This is a genomic window from Pseudomonas helleri (assembly GCF_009600315.1).
Lineage (GTDB): Bacteria > Pseudomonadota > Gammaproteobacteria > Pseudomonadales > Pseudomonadaceae > Aquipseudomonas > Aquipseudomonas helleri_A.
Genome location: NZ_WIWC01000038.1, coordinates 18,188 through 43,285, shown reverse-complemented (window position 1 = coordinate 43,285; position 25,098 = coordinate 18,188). Strand labels below are relative to the sequence as shown.

Annotated in this window: 16 protein-coding genes; 7 read left to right on the top strand and 9 right to left on the bottom strand. The window is 58.6% G+C overall.

Annotation, left to right across the window (positions count from 1 at the left end; all coding sequences use genetic code 11):
• Positions 1 to 8 precede the first annotated feature (8 nt).
• The 7 genes from GHN86_RS18630 to GHN86_RS18600 all read right to left on the bottom strand — a co-directional run bounded on the left by GHN86_RS18630 (position 9) and on the right by GHN86_RS18600 (position 13,727).
• On the bottom strand, positions 9 to 776 hold the full coding sequence (locus GHN86_RS18630; protein ID WP_153380649.1) for an SDR family oxidoreductase: 768 nt from the start codon (positions 774 to 776) through the stop codon (positions 9 to 11).
• A 93-nt stretch (positions 777 to 869) separates the two neighbouring features.
• Complete coding sequence (locus GHN86_RS18625; RefSeq protein WP_323369434.1) at positions 870 to 2,114, bottom strand: helix-turn-helix transcriptional regulator; 1,245 nt, start codon at positions 2,112 to 2,114, stop codon at positions 870 to 872.
• 156 nt (positions 2,115 to 2,270) lie between these two features.
• Complete coding sequence (locus tag GHN86_RS18620; RefSeq protein ID WP_153380645.1) at positions 2,271 to 4,700, bottom strand: efflux RND transporter permease subunit; 2,430 nt, start codon at positions 4,698 to 4,700, stop codon at positions 2,271 to 2,273.
• Complete coding sequence (locus GHN86_RS18615) at positions 4,697 to 5,677, bottom strand: WD40/YVTN/BNR-like repeat-containing protein (protein ID WP_153380643.1); 981 nt, start codon at positions 5,675 to 5,677, stop codon at positions 4,697 to 4,699. The genes GHN86_RS18620 and GHN86_RS18615 overlap by 4 nt, the downstream gene beginning before the upstream one ends.
• Before the next feature lie 433 nt (positions 5,678 to 6,110).
• Entirely contained in the window at positions 6,111 to 8,339 is a 2,229-nt protein-coding gene (glgB, locus tag GHN86_RS18610; protein WP_153380641.1) for a 1,4-alpha-glucan branching protein GlgB, read from the bottom strand.
• Positions 8,339 to 11,683: a maltose alpha-D-glucosyltransferase gene (gene treS / locus GHN86_RS18605; protein ID WP_153387101.1), complete on the bottom strand. Its 3,345-nt coding sequence runs from the start codon at positions 11,681 to 11,683 to the stop codon at positions 8,339 to 8,341. The genes glgB and treS overlap by 1 nt, the downstream gene beginning before the upstream one ends.
• Before the next feature lie 46 nt (positions 11,684 to 11,729).
• Positions 11,730 to 13,727, bottom strand: a complete 1,998-nt coding sequence (locus tag GHN86_RS18600; RefSeq protein ID WP_153380638.1) for an alpha-1,4-glucan--maltose-1-phosphate maltosyltransferase — start codon at positions 13,725 to 13,727, stop codon at positions 11,730 to 11,732.
• 211 nt (positions 13,728 to 13,938) lie between these two features.
• On the opposite strand from GHN86_RS18600, the gene GHN86_RS23450 reads away from it, so the two are divergent.
• Positions 13,939 to 14,103, top strand: a complete 165-nt coding sequence (locus tag GHN86_RS23450; RefSeq protein ID WP_194286250.1) for a hypothetical protein — start codon at positions 13,939 to 13,941, stop codon at positions 14,101 to 14,103.
• A gap of 4 nt (positions 14,104 to 14,107) precedes the next feature.
• On the opposite strand, the gene GHN86_RS18595 is transcribed toward GHN86_RS23450, so the two are convergent.
• Positions 14,108 to 14,605, bottom strand: a complete 498-nt coding sequence (locus GHN86_RS18595; RefSeq protein WP_153380636.1) for an MgtC/SapB family protein — start codon at positions 14,603 to 14,605, stop codon at positions 14,108 to 14,110.
• Between the two features lie 742 nt (positions 14,606 to 15,347).
• Here GHN86_RS18595 and GHN86_RS18590 point away from each other — a divergent pair.
• The 3 genes from GHN86_RS18590 (at position 15,348) to mapR (ending at position 18,660) form a co-directional block, all read left to right on the top strand.
• Complete coding sequence (locus GHN86_RS18590; protein ID WP_153380634.1) at positions 15,348 to 16,088, top strand: ABC transporter permease; 741 nt, start codon at positions 15,348 to 15,350, stop codon at positions 16,086 to 16,088.
• Positions 16,088 to 16,795 (top strand): ATP-binding cassette domain-containing protein, encoded by a 708-nt coding sequence (locus GHN86_RS18585; protein ID WP_153387098.1) that lies wholly within the window; start codon positions 16,088 to 16,090, stop codon positions 16,793 to 16,795. Before GHN86_RS18590 ends, GHN86_RS18585 begins: the two co-directional genes overlap by 1 nt.
• A gap of 455 nt (positions 16,796 to 17,250) precedes the next feature.
• Positions 17,251 to 18,660, top strand: coding sequence for a GntR family transcriptional regulator MpaR (gene mapR / locus GHN86_RS18580; protein WP_153380630.1), 1,410 nt, complete (start codon positions 17,251 to 17,253; stop codon positions 18,658 to 18,660).
• Positions 18,661 to 18,672: 12 nt separating this feature from the next.
• On the opposite strand, the gene GHN86_RS18575 is transcribed toward mapR, so the two are convergent.
• Entirely contained in the window at positions 18,673 to 19,086 is a 414-nt protein-coding gene (locus GHN86_RS18575; protein ID WP_323369433.1) for a hypothetical protein, read from the bottom strand.
• A 220-nt stretch (positions 19,087 to 19,306) separates the two neighbouring features.
• Between GHN86_RS18575 and GHN86_RS18570 the strand changes: the two genes are divergently transcribed.
• From GHN86_RS18570 to GHN86_RS18560, 3 genes are read left to right on the top strand one after another with little or no spacing between them, the layout of a single operon-like run.
• A complete protein-coding gene (locus tag GHN86_RS18570; protein WP_153380626.1) occupies positions 19,307 to 22,528 on the top strand; it encodes an efflux RND transporter permease subunit in 3,222 nt (1,073 codons plus the stop codon).
• Positions 22,518 to 23,684 carry an efflux RND transporter periplasmic adaptor subunit gene (locus tag GHN86_RS18565; protein ID WP_153380624.1) on the top strand — a complete coding sequence of 389 codons (1,167 nt, stop codon included), beginning with the start codon at positions 22,518 to 22,520 and terminating at the stop codon, positions 23,682 to 23,684. The genes GHN86_RS18570 and GHN86_RS18565 overlap by 11 nt, the downstream gene beginning before the upstream one ends.
• Positions 23,668 to 25,080, top strand: coding sequence for an efflux transporter outer membrane subunit (locus GHN86_RS18560; RefSeq protein WP_153380621.1), 1,413 nt, complete (start codon positions 23,668 to 23,670; stop codon positions 25,078 to 25,080). Before GHN86_RS18565 ends, GHN86_RS18560 begins: the two co-directional genes overlap by 17 nt.
• Positions 25,081 to 25,098: the final 18 nt, after the last annotated feature.

Genomic DNA, 25,098 nt, shown 5'->3' with positions numbered 1-25,098 from the left:
CTTAACAGTCAGAAACGTTGCGCACGCACCATCGCGTCCATACCGCCATCGACGAACACCACGCTGCCGGTGACAAAACTGGCCTGCGCGGATTGCAGAAACGCCACCACATTGGCGATTTCTTCCGGATGCCCGGCACGGCCCAGAGGCGCCACAAACTCGCGTACCGACTTGCCATACCGCGCGTCATCCTTGGACGCCTGATGCAGCGGGGTTTCAACCGCACCGGGGGCAACGACGTTCAAGCGAATGCCTTGAGCGGCCCATTGCACCGCCTTGAGCCGCGCCTGACAGGTCACAGCGTACTTGGAGCAGGCGTAGGCAATGTGCGGCTGAGCCAGTGTGTCGGCCAACGTCAGGGCTTGCGCCTCATCACCGGCCAGCATCGCACTGACCATCGGTTGCGGGTCTGCACCGACGTGGGTCGCCGCCACCGAGCCAATCACCACCGCGGCCGGGTGCTGACCTTTGGCCAAGGCGTCGGCAAAGCCGTCCAGCAATTCACTGACGCCAAAATAATTGACTGCCAATACCAGACTGCTGGACGTGGCTGTCACCCCCAGGCCCGCACAACAGACCAACCCGTCAAGCACCCCACCGGACTGTTCGAGTACCTGTGCTACCGCCGCCTGACGGCCCTCGCGGGTCGACAGATCAGCGACCACCTCGGCATTGGCGCGGTCTATTCCAATGATGCGATGGCCTGCGGCGCGCAATTGGGCACACACCGCAGCGCCGATTCCAGACGCAGAACCGCTGACAGCTGTAACGGGCATAGGACATTCCTTGATGATGCAGGCGCGGATTGGCCTGACTGACGGGCAACCGACAGGGGGGGATAAGCCCCCCTGTCGGCCAGTGAACAATGCTTAAGCGCTTTGACGAGCCGAACGCGCCAACTGCGGCGCCGGGACAATTACCGACTCAACTGCGCGCAAGGCGCACTTGGGCTTTCCCAGGGCGACCACACTGTTCAGTAAAATCCTCACCAGCTCGGTCTGACGACGCACGCCGGTCTTGGAAAAAATCGAGCGTAGATGAGCCCGCGCCGTGTTGCGGCGTATGTTGAGGTTTTCCGCGGCTTCTTCCAGCGACAAACCGTTGGCCAGTTCCATCGCCAATGCGGTCTCCGCTTTGGTGAGGTTGAACAGTTGCTTGGTGACGACTTCACTGGCCAGCGATTTGCCCACCGAGTCGCGAATGTAGATCACTGCCGCCGGTTTGCTTTTGCCTTCGGCCCATTCCAGCGAGGGAATCGCTTCCACCACCAGGCCCAGACTGACCTGCCCCGAAGGCCGAGTTACCGACATGGCGTCTGCCGTCACCCCGCCATCGCGCACTTCAGGACAAAAGGCGTGCTTGATCAGGCGCTGCAACTCGCGGTTGTCACTGGGGTAAGTCGCTTCGAGACGGCCACCGACCACCTTCAGGCCATCGGCGCTTTTAAGCATGTCTTCGGCGACAGGGTTGAGGCGCAGCACCTTGCCGCTCTCGTCCAGCACAATCGTGGCCACCGAGAGTCGATTGATGGCTTGCGCGTAAAGCTCGCTCATGGATTCACTGCGGTCGAGCAAGTTGTGCAGGTGCAAGGCCCGACGCAAATGCGGCAAGAACATGGCACACAGCGCACGTTCTGCATCGGAGAATTTGGGCGATGATTTAGGCCGGGTGATGCGAAAGCGCAACTTGCCGCCGCCCGGCGTGGAGATGTCGGCGCCCATCACGTGAAAGACGTTTTGCGGGCCGCAGTAGGCTTTGAAGTAGGCCGAGTCTATCCAGTCGGCCTCGGTCATGATGTCTTCAACCGTGAACACCTGATCCAGCGCCTGACCCACAAAAGGTGTATTGGCCTGCGGGTACGTCTGGTAGCTCAGCTCACCTTCTCCTTCAACGTCGCCCGCCACAATCATCAGGCCCAGATCAGGCTGGTCGGGAATGCGCAAAATCAACGTCGCGTAGTTGGCCGCAAACATGCTCCGCACGGCACACAGGGTCCGACCCATCACCTTCGGGTCCAGTGCACCATCATAAAAACTGCCGACCATTTGATCGTAGTCGGACAATTCGAGCCCCAGACTGGCCAGGGTTTGGTGATTCAAGGTCACTTTATCCACGGACTTTCCCTCGCAACGGGCAAGGCTCAATGGCCTGCCCTTTTTATTGTTCTTATTACTCGCGTTCACAGCGTAAGAAAGTTCCCTTACAGCTGTGCGAAAAAACCAAGCGTGTCTTTATGCTGCTTGCCACTCCACGCCGTCAAGCTCTCTAATTCAACGGTTTGACGCGTCTTTAGCGGCCACGCTCTGCTTGAGCGGGTAATGGCCCGACGCTGCACTTTTAAGGGGCACGTTTACCTTGACCAGCGGGCGTCCCAAGTTGAACCAGGCGGCTAACGCCGGCAGCAGGAAGATCGCGCCTAACACATTGACCAGGAACATAAATGACAGTAATACGCCCATGTCTGCCTGGAACTTGAGGGGGGCGAATGCCCAGGTACAAACACCGATAGACATGGTCAGTGCAGTGAATACTGCGGCGGTTCCGCGCTGACACATTGCCTCATAAAAAGCATGGCGCAGGTCCTTGCCGTCACGCATTTCGTGAGCGATCCGTTCGTACAGGTAAATCCCGTAATCCACCCCTACCCCGACACCCAATGCCATCACCGGCAAGGTGGCCACTTTCAGGCCGATGCCCAGCGTGGCCATCAAGGCATTGCACAAGATGGCCACAATCGCCAAAGGCACGAGGATGCACAGCACGGCGCGAAACGAGCCGAACGTCAGCCAGCAAAACAGCGCCACTGAACCAAACAAGGCCGCCAGCATGATCACCTCGGCCTGTTTGACCGCTTCGTTGGACGCGGCCATGACGCCTACATTGCCGCCCGCCATCAAGAACTGCACTTCATCGCTCTGCAGGCCGGCGATGATGCGCTGAGTCTCGTTCACCACATGGCTGACCGTGGCCCCTTCATGATTGGTCAGGAACACCAGAATCTGCATACGCTGACAGCCTTCGGTTACCAGCCCGTCATCCGGCATATAAGCGCGCGCGCCTTGACTCAAACCGCGCTCGGAGCCTGGAATGGCCGACCAACGCGGGTTGCCTTCGTTGTTGCCGGCAATCACGTTTTTGCCCATGCCAGCCACGCTCTGCACCGACTGCACGCCCGTCACGCTGCGTATTTGAAAGTCGAACGACTCGATGGCGCGCATCACTTGCGGCGCCAGGCATCCCTCTTCAATGCCCTTGACCTGAACAAACACCGACATCACATCCAGACCGATGGAGTAACTGTTGATGATCTTCTGGTTATCCTGGTTGTAACGCGAGTCCGCACGCAGCTCGGGTGCACCGGCGCCGATGTCGCCGGTGGCCAGATCCCGCGCCTTGTAAGCCCCCACACCGAGCAGCAGCAGACTGATCGCAAACACCGCCAGCGCAGGTTTAGGCTCGGCCAGCGCCGACAACCGCCACCACAACGCGTGCTTGCCTTGCGCCGCTTTAAGGCCCTGAGCCATGGCCCGGGGTTCAAGTTGCAGATACGACAGAATGATCGGCAGCATCAGCTTGTTGGTGATGATCATCAGCATCACGCCGATGCACGCCGTGACTCCCAACTCATGCACGATGGGGATATCGATCAGCATGATCACGCCAAAGCCCAACGCGTTCATCAGCAACGCCAGCGAGCCGGGAATGAAAATCTTGCAAAAAGCCGTGTGCGCCGCCTGCACCGACGGGCTACCGGCGAGCACGTCCTGTTTCCAGGCGTTGGTCATCTGCACCGCATGGGACACCCCGATCGAGAAGATCAGGAACGGCACCAGAATCGACATCGGGTCGATGCCCAAGCCCAGCAACGGCAACAGGCCCAGCAACCACACCACGGGCAACAGCGCCACCACCAGCGCAACCACCGTCAACCGCCAGGAGCGCGAGTAAAACCACAGCATCACCCCGGTAATGACAAAGGCGATCACAAAAAAGCCGATGACCGTGGTTAACCCCTCAATCACATCGCCCACCAGCTTGGCGAAGCCGACGATGTTGATCTCGATATCGTCATTGCTGTACTTGGCGCGAATGTCTTCAAGGTGCTGGGCGACGTCCGCGTACGACACCGACTTGCCGGTTTGCGGGTCAAGATCCTGCAAATCGGCACGCACCATCGACGAGGTTAAATCGTTGGCGACCAATCGCCCGACCTGCCCCGAGCGGCCCACGTTATTGCGCACCTGAGCTAAATCTTCACCAGAACCCGTGAAGCGTGGCGGCACCACCACATCACCGAAAAAGCCCTCTTCGGTGATTTCGATATAACGCACATTGGCGGTGAACAACGACGTCACACTGGCGCGGCTGACGCCATTGATGAAAAACACATCGTCCGTGACTTTGCGCAGGGTATCGAGGTACTCCGCGTTATAGATATCACCCTCGCCTTTCCACTTCACACTGACCAAAAATCGATTGGCGCCCGTGAAGTACTGACTGAAATTGAGGAAGTTGACCATGAACGCATTGCGCACCGGGATCTGCTTGTTAAAGCCCGGATCGAGTTGGGTGTGCGTCGCGCTATAACCGAGCGCGACGGTCAACACTACGAACAGCGCCAACAACCCTTTACGCCATTCAATCAACAGATCAGCCATGCGTTCGACCACCCGAGTGGTCGCCGATTTATCAACACTCATCGGCTGCCTCCCAGCGCGGCAACACTGCCGTCAGTGCCCTGGAACACCCCGCGCTCGCCCCCCACCAGCAAGCGTTGAGCACCTGCCAATACCGCCGACGTCAACGTGCCCAAGCCCGACAAACGCGTAGCGCTGACCAGATGACCATTGCCGTCCAGACGCACCAGTGAACTGCCAGCCCCGACAATCAACAAGCCGGCGCCATTGGGCAACAGTGCATGCCCGTACAACGGCAAGGTATTACCCACCTCGACCGCAGACCAGCTCTTGCCGAAATCCTGGCTGACAAACACATGCCCACGCATGCCGTAAGTCACCCAACGATCTGCACTCAGACGCACCACTCCAAACAGCGAGCCGTTATAGAAAGCCGGGAGTTTCTCCCAGCTGGTGCCGCCATCGGTGCTGCGCATCACCAGCCCCTGCTCGCCCACCAGCATGCGTCGGCCGTCACTGCCGCCGTCCATGCCATTGAGGTGTGCGCTGTCGACTTCCAGCGGCTGGGCTTGCCAGGTACGGCCGTCATCCACGGACTGATAAAACTTGCCAAAACTGCCAAACGCCATGACGCGTTTACCGCCTGCGTTCCAGATGCCCAGCAAAGGTTCGGCGACCTCGGCGTCGTAACGCACTTCAGTCCAGTGAGCGCCCTCGTCTTCGGAGCGCAGAATCCAGCCATCGTGGCCCACCGCCAGAAGACTTTTATCGGCCAGTGCCACCAGCGCGGTCAGGGTCAAATCCCGTTGCGGCGTGACCACGGCGGACTGCCAGGACGAGCCTTGGTCATCGCTGAGCAAAATATTGCCGCGTTCGCCCACGGCCACGACCCGTTGATCGAGGTAGAGCATGCCATTGACTTGCAAGCGATCGGGGCGCAGTTGAGCGGACGCCACGTCTTGAGATTTGTGAGGCGTAAAGGTGAACGCGATGGTTGCCGCGACGATCAGGCACACCAGATATCCGATCATCGAACGCATGGTCGGCACCTCGCGGCGGGAGGCAAATGCTGGGCAAAAGGCATGCGGCCAGTCCTCTTTTTATTATCGTGGATGCTCGAGCGACCTCGGGGTTGAGGTGGCGGGAACCTGCCTTGGATAATCGGACTGGTCGGTCATGGACACATCGTCCATATGGCCTAGCTGAGCGCGGGATGCTGTTATAGGGTGGCGAGGCAGGGAGAGATCAGAAGCCCTCTTACCTTCCTCATGAAGCCGCTGCCGAGGAATGAAAGCGGCGTTCAACGATGCAATTATCGCCAGGTCTGTGCGCGCGGCGTCTCTCAAAACTCGACCCGGCCAATGTAATGTGAGGGATGTGCAGAGCTGAACGCCAGCTTCGTGGTTCGTCAGCGGCTACCGCTCCCTGTAGCCGCTGACAAAGACTGCGATGGGCCGCGCAGCAGCCCGCCTGTCAACCCATCGGCTGCAACACCAACACCCCCAACGGCGGCAAATTCAATGCCACCGAACACCCTTGCCCATGACTGGGCAAGTCATCACTGACCACCCCGCCGCCATTGCCATAATTGGACCCGGCATACAGCCCTGCATCACTGTTTAACACTTCATGCCAGGTGCCCGCGAACGGCACCCCAATGCGATACCCCTCACGCGGCACCGGGGTAAAGTTGGCCACCACCAACAGCGGCGAGCCATCCTTGCTCCAGCGCAACCAGGCATAAACACTGTTGGTCGCATCGTCACCAATCAACCATTGGAATCCCTGCGGCGCATCGTCCTGATCATGCAAGGCCGCAAAATCGCGGTAGAGCCGGTTCAAATCCCCCACCAGCTTCTGCACGCCTTGGTGCTCCGGGTATTGCAGCAAATACCAGTCCAGTTGCTGATCGTGATTCCACTCTCGCCACTGGCCGAACTCGCAGCCCATAAACAGCAATTTTTTGCCCGGATGGGTCCACATAAAGCTCAGATAAGCGCGCAGGTTGGCAAACTTCTGCCAGCGATCACCCGGCATTTTGTCGATCAGCGAATGCTTGCCATGCACCACTTCATCATGGGAAATCGGCAGGATAAAACGCTCGCTCCAGGCGTACACCAGACCAAAACTCAACTCATTATGGTGATGGGCTCGGTAGAGCGGGTCTTGCTGGATGTAATGCAACGAATCATGCATCCAGCCCATGTTCCATTTGTACGAAAACCCCAAGCCGCCATGCTCGGTGCTCTGACTGACACCCGGCCACGCCGTCGACTCCTCGGCAATCATCAACGCACCTGGCGCTTCCAGCGCGACTACGTCGTTGAGGTGACGCAAAAAATCAATCGCTTCAAGGTTTTCGCGCCCGCCTAGACGGTTAGGCACCCATTCACCCGCTTTACGCGAGTAGTCGCGATACAGCATCGACGCGACGGCATCCACGCGCAGGCCGTCGATATGGAAATGCTTGAGCCAGTGCAGCGCCGAAGCCAGCATAAAACCGTGCACTTCGGTGCGGCCCAAGTTGTAGATCAGCGTGTTCCAGTCCTGATGAAAGCCTTCGCGCGGGTCGGCGTATTCATATAAGGCCGTGCCGTCAAATTGCGCCAGCCCGTGGGCATCATTGGGAAAATGCGCGGGCACCCAGTCCAGAATCACGCCAATGCCCGCCACATGACAGGCATTGACGAACGCGCCGAAATCATCCGGCGAGCCGTAACGTGCGGTCGGCGCAAACTGCGACAACGGCTGATAACCCCACGAGCCGCCAAACGGATGCTCCATGATGGGCATCAGTTCGATATGGGTGAAACCCAGTTGCGTGACGTACGGGATCAGCCGCTCAGCCAGTTCCTGCCAGCTGTACTGGCGCTCAACGTCGCCCACATCGTCGACTTCGCATTGCCACGACCCCACGTGCAACTCATAAATGGACAGTGGCTTGTCGGGGCGATGGTATTCGGCGCGGCCTTCCATCCAGGCCGAGTCCTGCCAGTCCACCGCCAGTGGCGACGCGACTTTGGATGCTGTATCGGGCGGCAGCTGAGTCGCCAGCGCCATAGGGTCAGCCTTGAGCGGGAGGATGCCGTGCTCGCCGAGGATTTCGTATTTGTACGCTTCACCGGCTTCAAGGCGCGGAATAAAGATCTCCCACACACCACTCGGGTGGCGCAGGCGCATGGGGTGGCGACGGCCATCCCAGATGTTGAAGTCGCCGACCACCGACACCCGACGGGCATTTGGCGCCCAGACCGCAAACCGCACACCCGGTACGCCGTCGACACTCATCACCTGAGCACCCAGGCAACTGCTCAAGTCACGGTGATTGCCTTCGGCAAACAAGTACAAGTCCATTTCGCCCAATAAAGGGCCAAAGCTGTAAGGGTCTTCACTGGTCTGCTCGGCCCCGGCCCAATTGATCCGCAGGCGGTAGGGTTGCGTGTGATCAAAATGAGCGGCAAACAGTCCGGCCACGTCCGTGCCATGCAAGCTGCCGAGCAGGTCATCGCTGTCGCGGGCAACCACTTTGACACTCAAGGCGCCGGGCAGGAATGCCCGAATCACCTGCCCGCCCTGCCCGTCCGGGTGCGGCCCCAATACGGCAAACGGGTCTCGATGCTGGGCGCTGATCAAAGCCTCAATATCCTGCTGCTCAGGCAACAATGCCTGTTTTACTGCACCCAGATCCTTGCTAGAACTCATTACTTCTCTCCATCCGGTAAAGGCTTGGCCCTGCTTGGCAAATGGGCGAGTAATTCGCTTAGGCCCTGCAAGGGCACGCGCAGCCACGCAGGCCGATTGGCCGCTTCATAGATAACTTCGTAGGCCGCCTTTTCCAGGCTCATGAGCGCCAGCGCAGACTCTTGACCGCGTGGCGATTTCATTTGAAAGCTAAGGCTAGCTGTTGCCAGCCGATATGCATCGATCAAAGCATGACGTGCATCATTTAAGTAGCGCTGAACGACCCGTTGCCGCGCCTCGTCCGCCTCGGGTGAGTGGTCAGCCTGTTGCACGTTGCTGATCGCCATCGCACCGGCGTAGTCGAAGGAACGCAATAAGCCGCTGACGTCCTTGTAAGGGCTGTGTTTGGCCCGTCGCTCTGCGAGAGTACGCGACGGCTCGCCCTCGAAGTCGATAAAGAACGCATCGCCCTGCACCACCAGCACTTGCCCCAGATGCAAGTCGCCATGTACGCGGATGTTCAGCCCGCCTTGGGTGTCCGCAGCCAGTTGTTGGATATAGGCGTTGATCGCCCCTTGCTGGTCGATCAGGTGCTTGACCCGTTGTTGATCGGCGGCGGGCAAATCGCTCAGGTGCGCCTTGAGCTGTTGCAAAGCCTGCTTGACCTGCGCCGTGATGTGCGTAGCCAGCCGTTGGGTGTCTTTTAACGTGCTGAAATGCGGCGCAAAGTCCGGGTTGTCGTGAGCCTGCGCAAGAACGCTGTGCATCTCGCCCAGTCGCTGGCCCAGCACACGGGCAAATTCAGCCAGCTCGACCAACGCGTTGTAATGCTGTTCGTTCTCGGATTGGGCATCGGCCAGTTCGTCGCGAATCGCCCGCTCAAGGGTGTTGTGGGTCCAGCTCCAGGCATCGCCCTGATTGCTCAAATACCCTTGGGCAATCATCAGCAACGTGTCTTCACCCTGAGCATCACGGCGTAGCACCGACCCGAGCAGCGGGGAAATATTCGGATAACCGGCGCGGGTCAGGAAGTCCCCCATTTCCAATTCAGGGTGCTGGCCGCTGTGGAGTTGGCGCAGCAGTTTGAGCACCAATACCCCACCCACCACCACCGAACTGTTTGATTGTTCGCCCGTGAGGTAGCGCACTTCGCTGTGTTCATCGAGGCCCAGCGTGGCCAACTGTTGCGTTGCGCTGAAGTGAATGTCACCGGCACTGCTGCTGACCGTCTGGTTGTTTGTCAGGCCCGATAACACGGCGCGCACAAAGGCCTCCTGTGTGAACGCATCAGTTAGGAAACCGACATGACGCCCGCGACGCATGCGTGACACGACCTGTTGGGCCACAGCAGTATTCGCTTGCTCCTCACCCAGTGTGCCCAATGGCACCTGATAACGGTGCGGCTGCCCGGCGCACGTGACCTCCAGCTCCGTCAGTAATACCGGCGATTCGGCAGCGCCAAAGGCGGCACCGTCAATAATGTTGACCTGCTCAATGGGCGCCTCTTTGTGCCCGAACCAACGGCGATTGGGCAACCAGCCTGGCAACACGGTCTGCTCCAGCACCGTGCGCACAGGCGGCTTAAGCACATCTTCTAGGCCTTCTTTGAGCACCAGCGTCACTAGCTCCGGCACGCTTTGCGAAGGTGCTGTGTGCCAACCGGGCATCTGGTTTTCGCTGGCCAGCAGAAACCAGAAAAACCCATAGGGCGCCAAGGTCAGCATGAACGGTGTCTGGCCAATGGGCGCAAAGGCGTTACCGCCAATCATTTCAACCGGCACTTGGCCCGTAAACTCGGACAGATCCAGTTCGACCCCTTGAGCACTGCGGGACACATTGGCCACACACAAAATGGTTTCAGTCTTGCCATCGCTGTCAGTGAACGCGCGGGTGTAGGCCAGAATGCGCCGATTGCTCGGCGAGAGCATTTTCAGGGTGCCACGGCCGAAGGCCTTTTGCTGCTTGCGCACGGCCAACAGGCGGCGGGTCCAGTTGAGCAAGGAGTGTGGATCGCCCGACTGCGCTTCCACGTTAACCGACTGATAGCCGTACAGCGGGTCCATGATCGGTGGCAATACCAGGCTGGCCGGATTGGCCCGCGAGAAGCCGCCGTTGCGATCAATCGACCACTGCATGGGCGTGCGCACGCCATCGCGGTCGCCCAGATAAATGTTGTCGCCCATGCCGATTTCGTCGCCGTAATACAGGGTCGGCGTTCCGGGCATCGACAGCAGCAAGCTGTTGAGCAATTCGATGCGGCGACGGTCGCGTTCCATCAGCGGCGCCAGACGCCGACGAATGCCCAGGTTGATGCGGGCGCGCCTGTCAGCGGCGTAATAGTTCCACAGGTAATCGCGCTCCTGGTCGGTGACCATTTCCAGCGTCAGCTCATCGTGGTTGCGCAAAAAGATTGCCCACTGGCAATTGGCAGGAATTTCCGGGGTTTGGCGCAAAATATCGGTGATCGGGAAGCGATCTTCCTGCGCCAGTGCCATGTACATGCGCGGCATCAGCGGGAAGTGAAATGCCATATGGCACTCATCGCCGTTGATGCCGTCGCTGTCACCAAAATACTGCTGGGTGTCTTCCGGCCATTGATTGGCCTCGGCCAACAACATGCGATCAGGGTAATGAGCGTCGATTTCAGCGCGGATCTGTTTAAGAATCTGATGGGTTTCAGGCAGATTTTCGTTGTTGGTGCCGTCGCGTTCGATCAAATACGGGATGGCATCCAGACGCAGGCCATCAATACCCATGTCCAGCCAATAGCGCATCACCGCCAACACTTCTTTCATGACCAGCGGGTTGTCGAAATTGAGGTCGGGCTGATGGGAGTAAAACCGGTGCCAGAAGTACTGCCCGGCCACCGGGTCCCACGTCCAGTTCGAGGTTTCGGTATCCAGGAAGATAATTCGTGTGCCATCGTATTTTTCGTCGGTGTCCGACCATACGTAGTAATCCCGTGCTTTGGAGCCGGGTTTGGCGCGACGGGCTTTCTGGAACCACGGGTGCTGGTCGGAAGTGTGATTGATCACCAGCTCTGTGATCACCCGCAAGCCACGAGCATGGGCCTCCTTAATAAAGTGTTTAACGTCGGCCAGCGTGCCGTAGTCCGGGTGTACCCCGCGATAGTCGGCAATGTCATAGCCGTCATCGCGCCGTGGCGAGGGATAGAACGGCAGCAACCACAGGGTGTTGACACCCAGCTCGGCGATGTAATCGAGCTTGCTGATCAACCCCGGAAAATCGCCAATGCCGTCATTGTTGGCGTCGAAAAAAGACTTGATATGCACTTGGTAAATCACCGCGTCCTTGTACCAGAGCGGGTCTTTGATAAAGCTTGCCGATGCGGGTTTCTTCGCCATGTGGACTCCCTGCCAATGCATGTGGGTCGGGCCTTGCAGCCGTTGCCTAAAGAGGTTTGATGCGCCAGATTCCGAAGGGCTGTTGCCAGGGCTCAAGGCGCATCCATTGAGTCTTGCCGTACCAGGTCCAGCGATGACCGTTCATCAAATCTTCGCCTGAGGTGTGTGCGTCATCGGCCAGACCCATCTCCCACAGCGGCAATTCGAAATGCGCTTCCTGTGCGTTATGCGGGTCAAGGTTCACCGCCACCAGCACAAAGTTGCTGCCATCGACGCTGCGTTTGCCGAAATACAGGATGTTGTCATTCCACGCGTTGTACAGCGTGAGGCCCAAGTGCGTATGCAGGGCGGGGTTTTGCCGGCGGATGCGGTTGAGCTGGGCGATTTCAGCGACGATATTGCCCGGTGCGCCGTAGTCCCTAGGGCGAATCTGGTACTTCTCGGAATCCAGATACTCTTCCTTGCCGCCCAGCGAGGCCGACTCGCACAGTTCAAATCCTGAATACATGCCCCATAAGCCCGAGCCCATGGTCGCCAGCGCAGCGCGAATCAAAAAACCGGCGCGGCCGGACTCATGCAAAAACCGCGGGTTGATGTCCGGGGTATTGACGAAAAAATTGGGCCTGAAGCATTCACGCAACGGGCTCTGATTCAGCTCGGTGAAATACGCCGCCAGCTCGGCCTTGGTGTTGCGCCAAGTGAAATAGGTGTAGCTCTGCGAATAGCCGATCTTGCCCAGTCGCGCCATCATCGCCGGGGTGGTAAAGGCTTCAGCGAGAAAGATCACTTCGGGGTGGCGGGTGCGCACATCCGCAATCAACCACTGCCAGAACGGCAAGGGCTTGGTGTGCGGATTGTCGACACGAAAAATCTTCACGCCCTCTTCTACCCAACCGAGCACGATGTCACGCAGTTCCAGCCACAGGCTGGGGATCGCGTCAGGCGCATAGAAATCGACGTTAACAATGTCCTGATATTTTTTCGGCGGGTTTTCCGCATAGCGAATGGTGCCGTCAGGCCGCCAGTTGAACCAGCCGGGGTGCTGTTTGAGCCAGGGATGGTCCTGGGAGCATTGAATGGCAAAATCCAATGCGATTGCCAGCCCCTGGCGCGCTGCGGCAGCCACCAGCCGACGGAAATCCTCACGGCTGCCCAACTGCGGATGAATGGCCTCGTGCCCACCTTCCTCACTGCCGATGGCATAGGGGCTGCCGGGATCGTCCGGGCCAGCCTGCAATGAATTGTTGGGGCCTTTGCGATGGCTGCGACCGATGGGATGAATGGGCGGAAAATACAGCACGTCAAAACCCATGTCGTGGATCATCGGCAAGCGTTCGAGCACATCATTGAAGGTGCCGTGACGGCTGGGGTCATCGGTGGCTGAACGGGGAAACAGCTCGTACCAACTGGCAAACTGCGCCAGCGGGCGCTCCACGTCCACCGGGAACTCGGGGCTCAGGCTGACGTATGCATGGTGTTGGGCCTGAGCCATCAATTGCGCACTGTGTTCGTGCACAAACAGTGCTACCTGCTCGTTTTCCAACAGGGCAGACAGCTGGCGCAGCAACACCTGCAATTGCTCATGCAATTCACCCTGACTCAGCTCTATGGCGTGCTGCACCAGAATGCGCCCTTCCTGAAGCTCCAGACTGACGGGAATCCCGGCCTGATGCTTCTTTTCCAACTCATGGCAAAAGCTGGCAAAGCGATCGATCCATGCCTCGATGCAAAACACATAGCGGCCCTGCACCGGCACCGTGAACTGGCCACTCCACGCGTCATTGCCCACAAAGCGCATAGGCGCGGCCGACCACTCGTCGCTACTGGCCAAGCGCCAATGCAGCGTCACCGCCAACTGGTCATGACCGTCGCTAAATACTTTGCTACTCACCTGCACCGTTTGTCCGACCACCGCCTTGACCGCAAACTCGCCGCCATCCAGCACCGGCGACGTGGACTCAATGGCAATGCGCGGCATCAATAGCGCTTTGGACAGCGGCAGCGTGGAAGACAGATCGGGGTCCAGCGGGAAATCAGCATTCATCGAGCCTCACTCCTCACGCCCTGAGACGCTGATGGGTGGTCGTTTCACAGCACATTCCGGCATCGGCACCGGGGGACCTAGGTTGGGAGCAAGGTAGGCGCTTAAAAGTTCAGACTATTTGACGATAGGCCGTTGGTCATGGCACGGGAACCGTTGCGGCACAAACAGGGTCGACCGGCTACACCTTCCATGCAGCAATGAGGCCAACGCCATGAACATCCCTATCCCCGCTGAGACCCCCGATCCCAATATAGATAACCCGGTGTTACCGCCTGTCGACCCAAACCACATTCCCGAGGAAGAACCGCCGGTGAGTGATCCAAAGCCGATTGGCGATCCGCCGGGTGAGCATCCGCCAATAAAGACTCGGCTATAGACAGTTAGCGCTTATCGAACAGGTTCACCACTTTGGGCATGACACTGAAAATGCCCAATGCCAACAAGGTGCTCAGTACGGCCGTGGATTCACGGCCCATCCCCGCCGCGACACCAATGGCGGCGGTCATCCACAGGCCGGCGGCGCTGGTCAGACCTTTGACTTGCTCATCGTCTTCGCCATTGACCTTGCCTTTAAGAATGGTGCCCGCCCCCAAAAAGCCAATGCCGGCGATAACACCCTGAAGCACCCGGCTCATGGCGTCCGCCTGAGACCCGGACATCTGCGGCACCAGCACAAACAGCGCCGCTCCCAACGCCACCAGCATATGCGTACGCACCCCGGCGGCCTTGCCTTTTTGCTCACGCTCAAAACCGAGCACGCCACCCAACACGGCGGCAATCAATAAGCGCACAGTGATTTGGGTCAGCTGTTTTGCATCCGTGATATCGGCGAACTCTGCGATCAGGGTCAACCACACCTCATGCCACCATGCGTCCATGTTCTAGCCCTCTGATTACGTTCTACTAGGTTTAACACTCGTAGAAACAAAACGTTCATACCGAGATAGCAGAGCCTGCTATGTACTGGGTTGGCAAGCCCCTCACCCACACACCTCTGAAGCGGCGCAGTTCTTGTAGCCGCTGACGAGGAACGAAGGCTGCGATCGGTTTGATGCGCCACTGCGACGCGCAGCCGTAAACCATTCCTCTCGGTATTTTTGGGTACATATCCATTACTGCGGTAACGACTACTTAAGATTCCGGCCTTACGCCGTGCCACTTTGAAAAGCGCAAAGTGGCCAAACGCTTTCGCCCCTACCACTCGGTGCCTCGCTGTGGCTCGGCATGTCCTCACTCAGGCCTTGCTCCGTGGGCCCGCCGCGATCGGCCATCCTTGGCCGTGTCGCGGCTAACCCGGCGTCCTGCCGGGTTACCCACTGCGCAAAACCTGTGTGAGGCCAGCGTGGTTTAAGGGGGCCCTTAGATCAAAAGCAAATCAACAGCTCGGCGACCACCGCATGCGGCACCTCACAATCGAGGTCACATTACAACCCTATTAAAAATACATTTCACATCTAGAAAATTCTTACAACTTACTAGAACTTATCCCAAATAACATTGCTCAATATTGACAGCACAAGTGACACCCATTAAATCTATGCCCACCCATAACCCAAGACGATAGTTTTATCCTTGGCGTAGCGAGCCAAATAATGGCGTCCTTTCTTCAGAGAGTCATTCATGATGAGAAGCCTATTAATCAGCGCCCTCTCGCTAGCCGGAATATTTATAAAAGAGCAACTCAAAGAACCCAGCGCTTTTTTCTGGATACTGCTGTCTCCAGCCGGGTTTTTCTATTTGCTGGCTTATTCAAAAGGCCCTGACTACTTTCTACAGCCCTACAGCAGCGCGACGGCTTGGTTTTACGCATACATCTCGTTGAACGTTGCACTTTTCGGATTTTCCTTCTACATCATAGGCAGAAGAGAAAGTGGTTTTATGCGTTCTTTTATTTACACCCTGCGCGCCAAACACATTTTTGTCATCGCCCAGGTCTTGGCTTATTCAACTATCGCCCTCATGTACTGCTTCGCTTTCTACCTCATGACCCGCCTGCCCTTCGGCACTTATTCTGCAATTGAGGCCCTGCATATTGGCTTGAAGTTCTACAGCTGTTTTATATTATTCTGCATTCCGGGCGCCCTACTTACTCTGCCCCCACTAAACTTTCAAACCTCCAATACTTTATTTTCCATCATCTCTTTTACTCTGCTCGCGCTAGGCATCGCTCAGACAGCACTTCCCGACACCGTTGAAATCATCATGCACTCGGTCAATATTTTGAACATTGGCAAAGGCATTATGCACGATGATATTCAATTATCTCGGAGACTCATTGCCATGATTTTTATAGTCTTCGGCATTACATTAATAATCGTGTGCAAGCACTTGCGTATCAATCCCGTCTGGAGCCGTTATTAATGAGTATTCTCAGCGCTGTCGACATTCATTTTGAATACCCAAACAAACCATTATTTGTCCAGACATCGTTACAGGTTGAGGCCGGACAGATCGTCGGTATACTCGGGCCCAACGGAGCCGGGAAAACCACTTTTTTTGATATTGTATGCGGCTTGAAAAAAATCTCGGGCGGACTATTGACCCACTCTTTCACCCAGCAACTTTATTTATCACAGACCGTCATGACGCCTCCCGCATTGCGGATGTTTGATATTTTCAGAATGACTGAATTGTTGTGCTCTACTACGCCGCTCAAAAAGCAGCATGTTTTGGACAAACTGTCCCACTGGAGCCCGCCGATGCTTCAACGTTATAACGAAATCTGGGACAAAAAATCCTCGCTGTGCAGTTACGGTGAAAAGCGCTGGTTCTTCACGGTGTCATTACTGGCCCTATCGGCAGAGTTGATTATTTTGGACGAGCCCACTGCAGGGGTAGATCCCGAGTTTCGCTTTTATATCTGGGAATGTCTTCGCGGCGCTGCACAAGAAGGCGCAGCGATTCTGGTGTCTTCGCACAACGTTGAAGAAATCAGCGAGAACTGCAACGGCTTTTATATGATCAGTCAGAAGCAATTTATACATTTCGACGATGGTGACAGCTTCAAAAAACGCTATCAGGCGGATAGCCTTGACCACGCATTTATAAAGGCTGCCGCCGCCATTTGAGTGATCCCGTCTCGGAGATATTCACCTCACTGCGCACATCACACTGAAAACAGGCAACACAGCCCCTACCGGCAGCGTCTCCACACGTGGAATCAAAACGTTCATATCCAAGCTGATCTGCTGTTTAATGCGATAGCTGAGCCTGTTATGTCAGTTGACAAGGGATAGTGGTCGGCGCGGACAAGCCCCTCACCCTAACCTTCTCCCAGAGGGAGAGGGGACTGATTTTTGGTGTGTCTGAAAGGGTCTGAACGATCCGAGCCTGATAAAACGTTAGAGACAATTTTCTAGCGTTCATACCCAAGCTGATCTGTTGTTTAATCCCCTACCTGAGCCTGTTATGTATTCAGTTCACAAGGGATAGTAAGCCCCTCACCCTAACCCTAACCCTCCCCCCAAGGGAGAGGGGACTGATTTGGGTATGACTGAAATGTTGTGACGGAACCGAGCTTCTAATGAAACGCTACGAACAATTTGCCGATGAGATTGCCGAACTGATCCGCAGCGGGGTGCTCGGCCCCGGGCAGCGCGTTCCCTCGGTGCGTTATGCCAGTCAAACCTACGGCATCAGCCCGTCAACGGTGTTCCAGGCCTATTACTTGCTCGAACGCCGGGGTCTGATCCGCGCCAAACCGCGCTCCGGTTATTTCGTCAATGTGCACACCCCTACCCCGTTCGCGGAACCGGTGGTCAGCAGCCACGGGGCCGAGTCAACACAGGTTGATGTCAGCGGTCTGGTGTTCTCGGTACTGGACTCGATCAAAGACCCGCACACTGTGCCCTTCGGTTCGGCATTCCCCAGCCCGATGCTGTTTCCACTCCAGCGCATGGCCCGCTCTATGGCCAGCGCATGCCGTGACATGGACCCGCACCTGGTGGTCACTGACCTGTCGCCGGGCAATCCGCAATTGCGGCGCCAGATAGCCCTGCGCTACATGGTCGGTGGGCTGATGCTGCCCATGGAAGAATTGTTGATCACCAATGGCGCACTGGAAGCCCTGAACCTGTGCCTGCAGGCGGTGACGGAGCCGGGTGATCTGGTCGCCATTGAGGCCCCGGCGTTTTATGCCTGCCTGCAAGTGCTCGAACGGCTCAAACTCAAAGCGGTCGAAGTGCCGGTACACCCCCGTGACGGCATTGATCTGGAGGCACTGGCCGAGACCCTTGAGCGGCACCCGATCAAGGCCGTGTGGTGCATGACCAGCTTTCAAAACCCAATTGGCGCCACCCAGCCCGAAGCCCGCAAAAAGGCTTTGGTTGAACTGCTGCGCAAGCACCAGATGCCCTTGATTGAGGACGATGTGTACGCCGAGTTGTATTTCGGCCTGCACCCGCCAAAGCCGGCCAAAGCCTTTGATACCGAAGGATTGGTGATGCATTGCGGCTCGTTTTCCAAGAGCCTGGCCCCCGGCTATCGTATCGGCTGGGTCGCGGCCGGGCGTTATGCGCAAAAGGTCGAACGGCTGAAACTGATGACCTCGCTCTGCGCTTCAATGCCTGCGCAAGCCGCCATTGCCGATTACCTGCAACACGGCGGCTACGACCGTCATTTGCGTAAATTGCGCGATGCGCTGGAGGAGCAACAAAATGCCATGCTGGGAGCCATTGCCCGCTACTTTCCGGCGCAGACAAGGGTCAGCAAACCCTCCGGCGGCTACTTTTTATGGCTGGAACTGCCCGAGCAGATGGACTCACTCAAGCTGTTCGAAATGGCCTTGGCCCAAGGCATCAGCCTTGCACCGGGGCCGATTTTTTCGCCGACCCAACGCTTTCGCAACTGCATTCGCCTGAACTACGGCAGCCCGTGGGACAGCACCAGCGAAAAAGCCATGGAAACCCTGGGCAAAATCATCAAATCGTTTTAGCGATATCGACGATCAACCCGGCATGCAGTTGAAGTCCGCCGTGTGCGCCACTTCCTTGCCGTGGGAGTCCACCAGCCGTGCGCTGACTTCTGGCCCCAGGCTCGACTCAATCAACTCGTAGTGTTCACCGGCCTTGAACCCGGTGTAATTGAGTTTGCCCTGGCAATCGACCTCGTTTTCATCACCCGTGGCGCCTTCATACAGGGTCACGTCCAGACGATGCGCGCCGGGCATCACTTCGAAGAACCGACCATCTTGCGTGTTTTTACCGTCCACACGCTCTGCCATCAGGTCGCTGTTGCCCTCTTCTTTAAAGCCGATCCAGGCTTCGCTCGGGTCTTGTTTGGGCATCGGCCCGGCACAGGCCGACAGCAGCAACACCAACCCCAGGGCGGGAATCAACAGCAGCGGTTTAAAAGTCTTCACACGTACACCTCGCAAGGGGAACCAAAGAGTGCGACAGACTCAAACACCGGCCCGTCGATGGTCACTAGCTTGGTGCTCATCCCGCCTTACGCCTAATGAACGAACGTGAAGGGATTTTCAGCGCTTATCTAAAGGAACCTTCACGTTTGTGAAAGGTGATCGTTAGGTGCGGGCGGTAAGACTGCCGAGGTTTGCAATTCCACTCCCCGGAGGTTCAGGCATGCTCGGGCTGGTAAAGACCGCACTGCACAAGCCCTACACGTTTATCGTGTTGGCGATTTTCATCTGCATCATTGGGCCGCTGGCTGCCGTTCGTACCCCCACTGATGTATTTCCTGACATCGGCATTCCGGTGGTCGCCGTGGTGTGGCAATACACCGGCCTGGCACCCGCCGACATGGCGGGTCGAGTGATTTATACCTACGAGCGCTCACTGAGTACCACGGTCAACGACATCGAACACATCGAGTCGCAGTCATTGCCCGGTATGGGCATCGTGAAAATCTTCTTTCAGCCCGGCGTCGATATTCGCACGGCCAACGCGCAAGTGACCGCCGTGTCACAAACCGTACTTAAACAGATGCCCCCCGGCATCACCCCGCCGCTGATTCTTAACTACAGCGCCTCCACGGTGCCGATTCTGCAATTGGCGTTTTCCAGCCCCACGCTGTCTGAAGCAAAAATCCGCGACCTGGTGCAAAACAATATTCGCTTGCCCCTCAGCTCACTGCCCGGTCTGGCCATGCCGACGCCGATGGGCGGCAAGCAACGCCAGATTACCCTCGACCTCGACCCGCAGGCATTGGCCGCCAAGGGCCTGTCGGCGCAGGACGTGGGCGCAGCACTGGCCGCGCAAAACCAGATCATCCCCGTGGGTACAGCCAAATTGGGCACCTACGAATACACCGTGATGCTGAACAACAGCCCCAAGGCCATCGACGAGCTCAATGACTTGCCGATCAAGACCGTCAACGGCGCGCTGATCACCATCGGCCAAGTGGCCCACGTGCGGGATGGCTCACCGCCACAGACCAATATCGTACGGGTCGACGGCCACCGTGCGGTGCTCATGCCCGCCTTAAAGAACGGCAATATCTCGACGTTGTCGATTGTCGACGGTATTCGCGCCATGTTGCCGCGCATCAACGAAACCTTGCCGCCGTCGCTGAAAACCTCGCTGCTGGGCGATGCCTCGGTGTTCGTCAAACAGTCGGTGGGCAGTGTGGCGCAGGAAGGCATTATTGCCGCGCTGCTGACCAGCGCGATGATCCTGCTGTTCCTCGGCAGCTGGCGTTCCACGCTGATCATTGCCGTGTCGATTCCGCTGGCCGTGTTGTCCGCCATCGCCCTGCTCGCTCTCAGCGGTCAGACCCTGAACGTCATGACCCTCGGCGGGCTGGCCTTGGCCGTGGGGATATTGGTGGATGACGCGACCGTCACCATCGAGAACATCAACTGGCACCTTGAGCAAGGCAAGTCGGTGCGTGATGCCATTCTCGACGGGGCCAGGCAGATTGTCGGCCCAGCCTTTGTGTCGCTGCTGTGTATCTGCATCGTGTTTGTGCCGATGTTCATGTTGCAGGGCATTGCCGGTTATCTGTTCCGGCCGATGGCGCTGTCGGTGATTTTCGCCATGGGCAGTTCGTTTATTCTGTCGCGTACTTTGGTGCCGACGCTGGCGATGTTTCTGCTCAAGCCCCATGTGCCGGAGCAAGGTGCGGGCCATCACCCGGAAGACGGCTACATCAACCACCATGAGGGCGATCACCCGGCCAAGCCGCACTCGGCGCCGGTGCGCGCCTTGTTGAGTTTTCAGCAAGGTTTCGAGCGCCGCTTCTCGGCGGTACGCGACGCCTACTACGGGGTACTGGAGCTGGCGTTGGCCCACCGCAAACGCTTTTTGCTGGGCTTTATGGCCTGCGTGCTGGCCTCGTTTGCCCTGCTGCCCAGCCTCGGTCAGGACTTCTTCCCGGCCACCGATGCCGGTGCGCTGGCGCTGCATGTGCGCCTGCCGTTGGGCACACGCATTGAAGAAAGTGCTGCCGCTTTTGACCGGATCGAAGCGCGTATACGGGAAATCATCCCGGCCGATCAGTTGGACACGGTAATCGACAACATCGGTATTCCGTTGAGCGGGATCGATATGGCCTACAGCAGCAGCGGCACCATCGGCCCGCAAGATGGCGATATTCAGGTCAGCCTCAAGGCCGATCACAGCCCGACGGCGGACTATGTCAAACGCTTGCGTGAAGCGCTGCCCGAGAGTTTCCCCGGCAGCCAGTTTGCCTTTATGCCTGCGGACATCAGCACCCAAATCCTCAACTTTGGTGCCCCGGCGCCGCTGGACATCAAGGTGTCCGGGCGTGATGACAGCGCCAACCGGGCCTATGCGCTGGAGCTGCAACGGCGCCTGCAACATGTGCCCGGCATTGCCGACTTGCGTATCCAGCAGTCCGTGGGCTATCCGTCGCTGCAAGTCAATGTCGACCGCCTGCGGGCCAACGGGCTGGGGATTACCGAGCGTGACGTCACCAACAGCATGGTTGCCTCGCTGGCGGGCAGCTCGCAGGTGGCCCCGACCTTCTGGCTTAACCCGCAAAACGGCGTGTCTTACGGCGTGGTCGCCGCCACTCCGCAATACCGACTGGACAGCCTGCCCGCGCTGGAGGCCTTGCCGGTGACCGGCAGCAACGGCCAGTCACAAATTCTTGGCGGGCTGGCGACCATTACCCGGGTCGACAGCCCGGCTGTGGTCACCCACTACAACATCCAGCCGACACTGGATCTGTACGCCAACATACAGGGCCGCGATCTGGGCTCGGTGGCGGCCGACGTGCAAAAGGTCATTGACGGTGCCGCCGACCTGCGGCCCAAAGGCGCGACCATCAGCCTGCACGGGCAGATCGACGCCTTGCATGAAGCCTTTAGTGGTTTGAGCTTTGGTCTGCTGGGCGCGGTGGTGCTGATCTACCTGCTGATTGTGGTCAACTTCCAATCCTGGCTTGACCCGTTTGTGATCATCACCGCCCTGCCCGCCGCGCTGGCCGGGATTGTCTGGATGCTGTTCCTCAGTGGCACCTCGCTGTCGGTGCCGGCCCTGACCGGGGCCATCCTGTGCATGGGCGTGGCCACCGCCAACTCGATTCTGGTGGTCAGTTTCTGCCGCGAACGGCTGGCCGAACATGGCGATGCCCTCAAGGCTGCACTGGAAGCGGGCTACACGCGCTTTCGCCCGGTGTGCATGACCGCCCTGGCCATGATGATCGGCATGCTGCCTCTGGCCTTGTCTGAAGAACAGAACGCGCCACTCGGACGCGCCGTTATCGGCGGCCTGATGCTGGCCACCGTTGCCACCCTGCTGTTCGTGCCCGTGGTGTTCAGCCTGGTGCACGGCCGTAAAAAAAATCGCGCTGCTGCTGGAGAAACTTCCCATGTCGTCTAATCAAAAACCTTCGCGCAAGCGTTTGATGTTGCTGGGCATCGGTGGCCTGACCCTGGCAGCCCTGCTGGTGGCCAACGGGCTGGCAGCGCGCAGCCGGCATGAGCAGGCCGTCGCCAGCTGGACCGAAACCGCGGCCTTGCCTGTGGTCAGCGTGTTCCAGCCGTTGCAGAACGCCCACGGCGACACCCTGCGCTTGCCTGCGCACCTTGAGGCCTGGAGCAAGGCGCCAATTCATGCACGGGTCAACGGCTACCTGAAAAGCTGGCAAACCGACATCGGCAGCAAGGTCAAAGCCGGGCAAATTCTGGCCGTGATTGACAGCCCCGACCTTGATCAGCAAGTAGCGCAAACCCGCGCCCATATGTTGCAAGAGCAAGCCAACGCCACGCTCGCCGCGACCACCGCCAGCCGTTGGCAAAACCTGCTGGCCAGCCACTCCGTGTCGCGTCAGGAGGCTGACGAAAAGCGCTCGGATGCCGCGGCGGCCAAGGCCAATGCGCAAGCCGCCGAAGCGGACTACGCACGGCTTTCGACGCTGGAGGACTACAAAACCATTCGCGCACCGTTCGCGGGCACCATTACCGCGCGCAACACCGATATTGGCCAGCTGATCAAGGCCGACACCGACAGTGACGCCGAGCTGTTTGACATTGCCGACACCCATCAACTGCGCCTGTACGTGCCGGTGCCGCAGAACTACGCCAGCGTGATTCGTCCCGGCATGCAGGTGCAACTCAGCGTTCCCGAACATCCGGGGCAAACCTTTACCGCGCGGCTGATCGGTAATTCGACCTCGGTTGATCCGCGCTCGGGCACCTTGATGGCGCAATTTGTCGCCCTCAACCCCGGTGACGCGCTGATGCCCGGCGACTATGCCGAAGCGGTGCTATCGATTCCGGCCGACACCCACGGCGTCAGCATCCCGGCCAGCGCCCTGATCTTTCGAGCTCAAGGCACGCAAGTGGCGGTGCTCGACAGTGCCCAACACGTGCACTTGCAAGACATCCACATCGGTCTGGATCTGGGCGAACGGCTGGTGATCGATCAAGGCCTCAAGCCCGCCGACCGGGTGATCGACAACCCGCCTGACGCCTTGCGCGAAGGCGACTCGGTCAAACGTGCCGACACAGGAGCCACCCATGCAGCCAACGCTTAAACGAGGCGCCGTGTTGTTGGCGCTGGCCCTACAGGGCTGCTCACTGGCGCCGAGCTACACCCCCCCGACCCTGAATTTGCCACAGCATTACCGTGAAGCCACCCGTGACGGCCCGTGGCACAGCGCGCAACCTGCCGACCAACTGACACCGCAGTGGTGGCGCGAATATCACAGCGAGCGCCTTAACGGCTTGCAACAGCGTTTGCAGACCGCCAACCCGGATCTGGCCGCCGCGCTGGCGCATTACGATGCCGCTCAGGCCTACGCCGGCCAACTGCATGCCGGACTGTTCCCGCAAATAACCGCCAGCGGCCAGCCGCTGCGCCAGCGTCAATCAGACAACCGCCCCTTGCGCGGTACCACCCAGCCGTCGATCTACAACAGCAACACGGCGGGTTTTGCGCTGAATTTCGACCTCGACCTGTGGGGCAAGATTCGCAATCAGGTGGCCGCCGGCGATGCGCAGGCGCAGGCGTCCGCCGACGATCTGGCCGTGGCGCGGTTAAGCCTGCAACGCCAGTTGGCCAGCCTCTACGTGCAGCTGGACGGGCTGGACGCGCAACAGCGCATCCTGTCCACATCGTTGGAGGATTACAGTCAGGCACTGGAACTGACCCGCGCACGCTATCAGGGGCAGATTGCTTCAGAAATGGACCTTACCCGCGCGCAAAGCCAACTGGCAGAAGCCGAAGCGCAATTGGATGACGTTCGTGGCCAGCGCAACCTGACCGAACACGCGATTGCCGAACTGGTGGGCGAACCCGCGAGCACCTTCCAGCTGCCACCCAGTGAGCACCCGCTGAACCTGCCCACCGCCCCCGACACCTTGCCCAGCAGCTTGTTGCAACGCCGTCCGGACATTGCCGCGGCGGAACGCAGACTGTTTGCCGCCAATGCCGGAATCGGCGTGGCCAAGGCGGCGTGGTATCCCGACTTCAGCCTGACCGGGCTGCTCGGTGGCCAGACTCAGGGCAGTGGCAACTTGTTGGCTGCGGCCAATCGGTTTTGGGCGTTGGGGCCGCTGGTGAGCCTGCCGATCTTTGACGGCGGCCGGTTAAGTGCACAAGAACAGCAAGCCAAAGCCGAATTTGAAGAAGCCTCGGCCCATTACCACGGTCAAGTATTGCGGGCGGTGCGCGAGGTCGAAGACAACCTGGCGCAACTGCGCGACCTGCAACAGCAAAACCTCGACGAACAGGCCGCGGCCAATGCCGCTCGGCATACCCAAACCCTGGCCACCAACAGCTATGAAGCGGGCGCGGTGAGCTATCTGGATGTGGTGACGGCGCAGACCGCGGCCTTGCAGGCCGAGCGTCAGGTGCAGGCGCTGCACACCCGCCAGCTGCAAGCCAGCGTTGGCTTGTTGACGGCACTGGGCGGGGGTTGGCAGGGTTAACAGCCATGTAGCCGCTGG

What these genes read in the sequence shown, in the direction of transcription:
- GHN86_RS18630 (WP_153380649.1), bottom strand. Translation starts at nt 776, where the DNA reads ATGCCCGTTACAGCTGTCAGCGGTTCTGCGTCTGGAATCGGCGCTGCG.
- GHN86_RS18620 (WP_153380645.1), bottom strand. Translation starts at nt 4,700, where the DNA reads ATGAGTGTTGATAAATCGGCGACCACTCGGGTGGTCGAACGCATGGCT.
- GHN86_RS18615 (WP_153380643.1), bottom strand. Translation starts at nt 5,677, where the DNA reads ATGCGTTCGATGATCGGATATCTGGTGTGCCTGATCGTCGCGGCAACC.
- glgB (WP_153380641.1), bottom strand. Translation starts at nt 8,339, where the DNA reads ATGAGTTCTAGCAAGGATCTGGGTGCAGTAAAACAGGCATTGTTGCCT.
- treS (WP_153387101.1), bottom strand. Translation starts at nt 11,683, where the DNA reads ATGGCGAAGAAACCCGCATCGGCAAGCTTTATCAAAGACCCGCTCTGG.
- GHN86_RS18600 (WP_153380638.1), bottom strand. Translation starts at nt 13,727, where the DNA reads ATGAATGCTGATTTCCCGCTGGACCCCGATCTGTCTTCCACGCTGCCG.
- GHN86_RS23450 (WP_194286250.1), top strand. Translation starts at nt 13,939, where the DNA reads ATGAACATCCCTATCCCCGCTGAGACCCCCGATCCCAATATAGATAAC.
- GHN86_RS18595 (WP_153380636.1), bottom strand. Translation starts at nt 14,605, where the DNA reads ATGGACGCATGGTGGCATGAGGTGTGGTTGACCCTGATCGCAGAGTTC.
- GHN86_RS18590 (WP_153380634.1), top strand. Translation starts at nt 15,348, where the DNA reads ATGATGAGAAGCCTATTAATCAGCGCCCTCTCGCTAGCCGGAATATTT.
- GHN86_RS18585 (WP_153387098.1), top strand. Translation starts at nt 16,088, where the DNA reads ATGAGTATTCTCAGCGCTGTCGACATTCATTTTGAATACCCAAACAAA.
- mapR (WP_153380630.1), top strand. Translation starts at nt 17,251, where the DNA reads ATGAAACGCTACGAACAATTTGCCGATGAGATTGCCGAACTGATCCGC.
- GHN86_RS18570 (WP_153380626.1), top strand. Translation starts at nt 19,307, where the DNA reads ATGCTCGGGCTGGTAAAGACCGCACTGCACAAGCCCTACACGTTTATC.
- GHN86_RS18565 (WP_153380624.1), top strand. Translation starts at nt 22,518, where the DNA reads ATGTCGTCTAATCAAAAACCTTCGCGCAAGCGTTTGATGTTGCTGGGC.
- GHN86_RS18560 (WP_153380621.1), top strand. Translation starts at nt 23,668, where the DNA reads ATGCAGCCAACGCTTAAACGAGGCGCCGTGTTGTTGGCGCTGGCCCTA.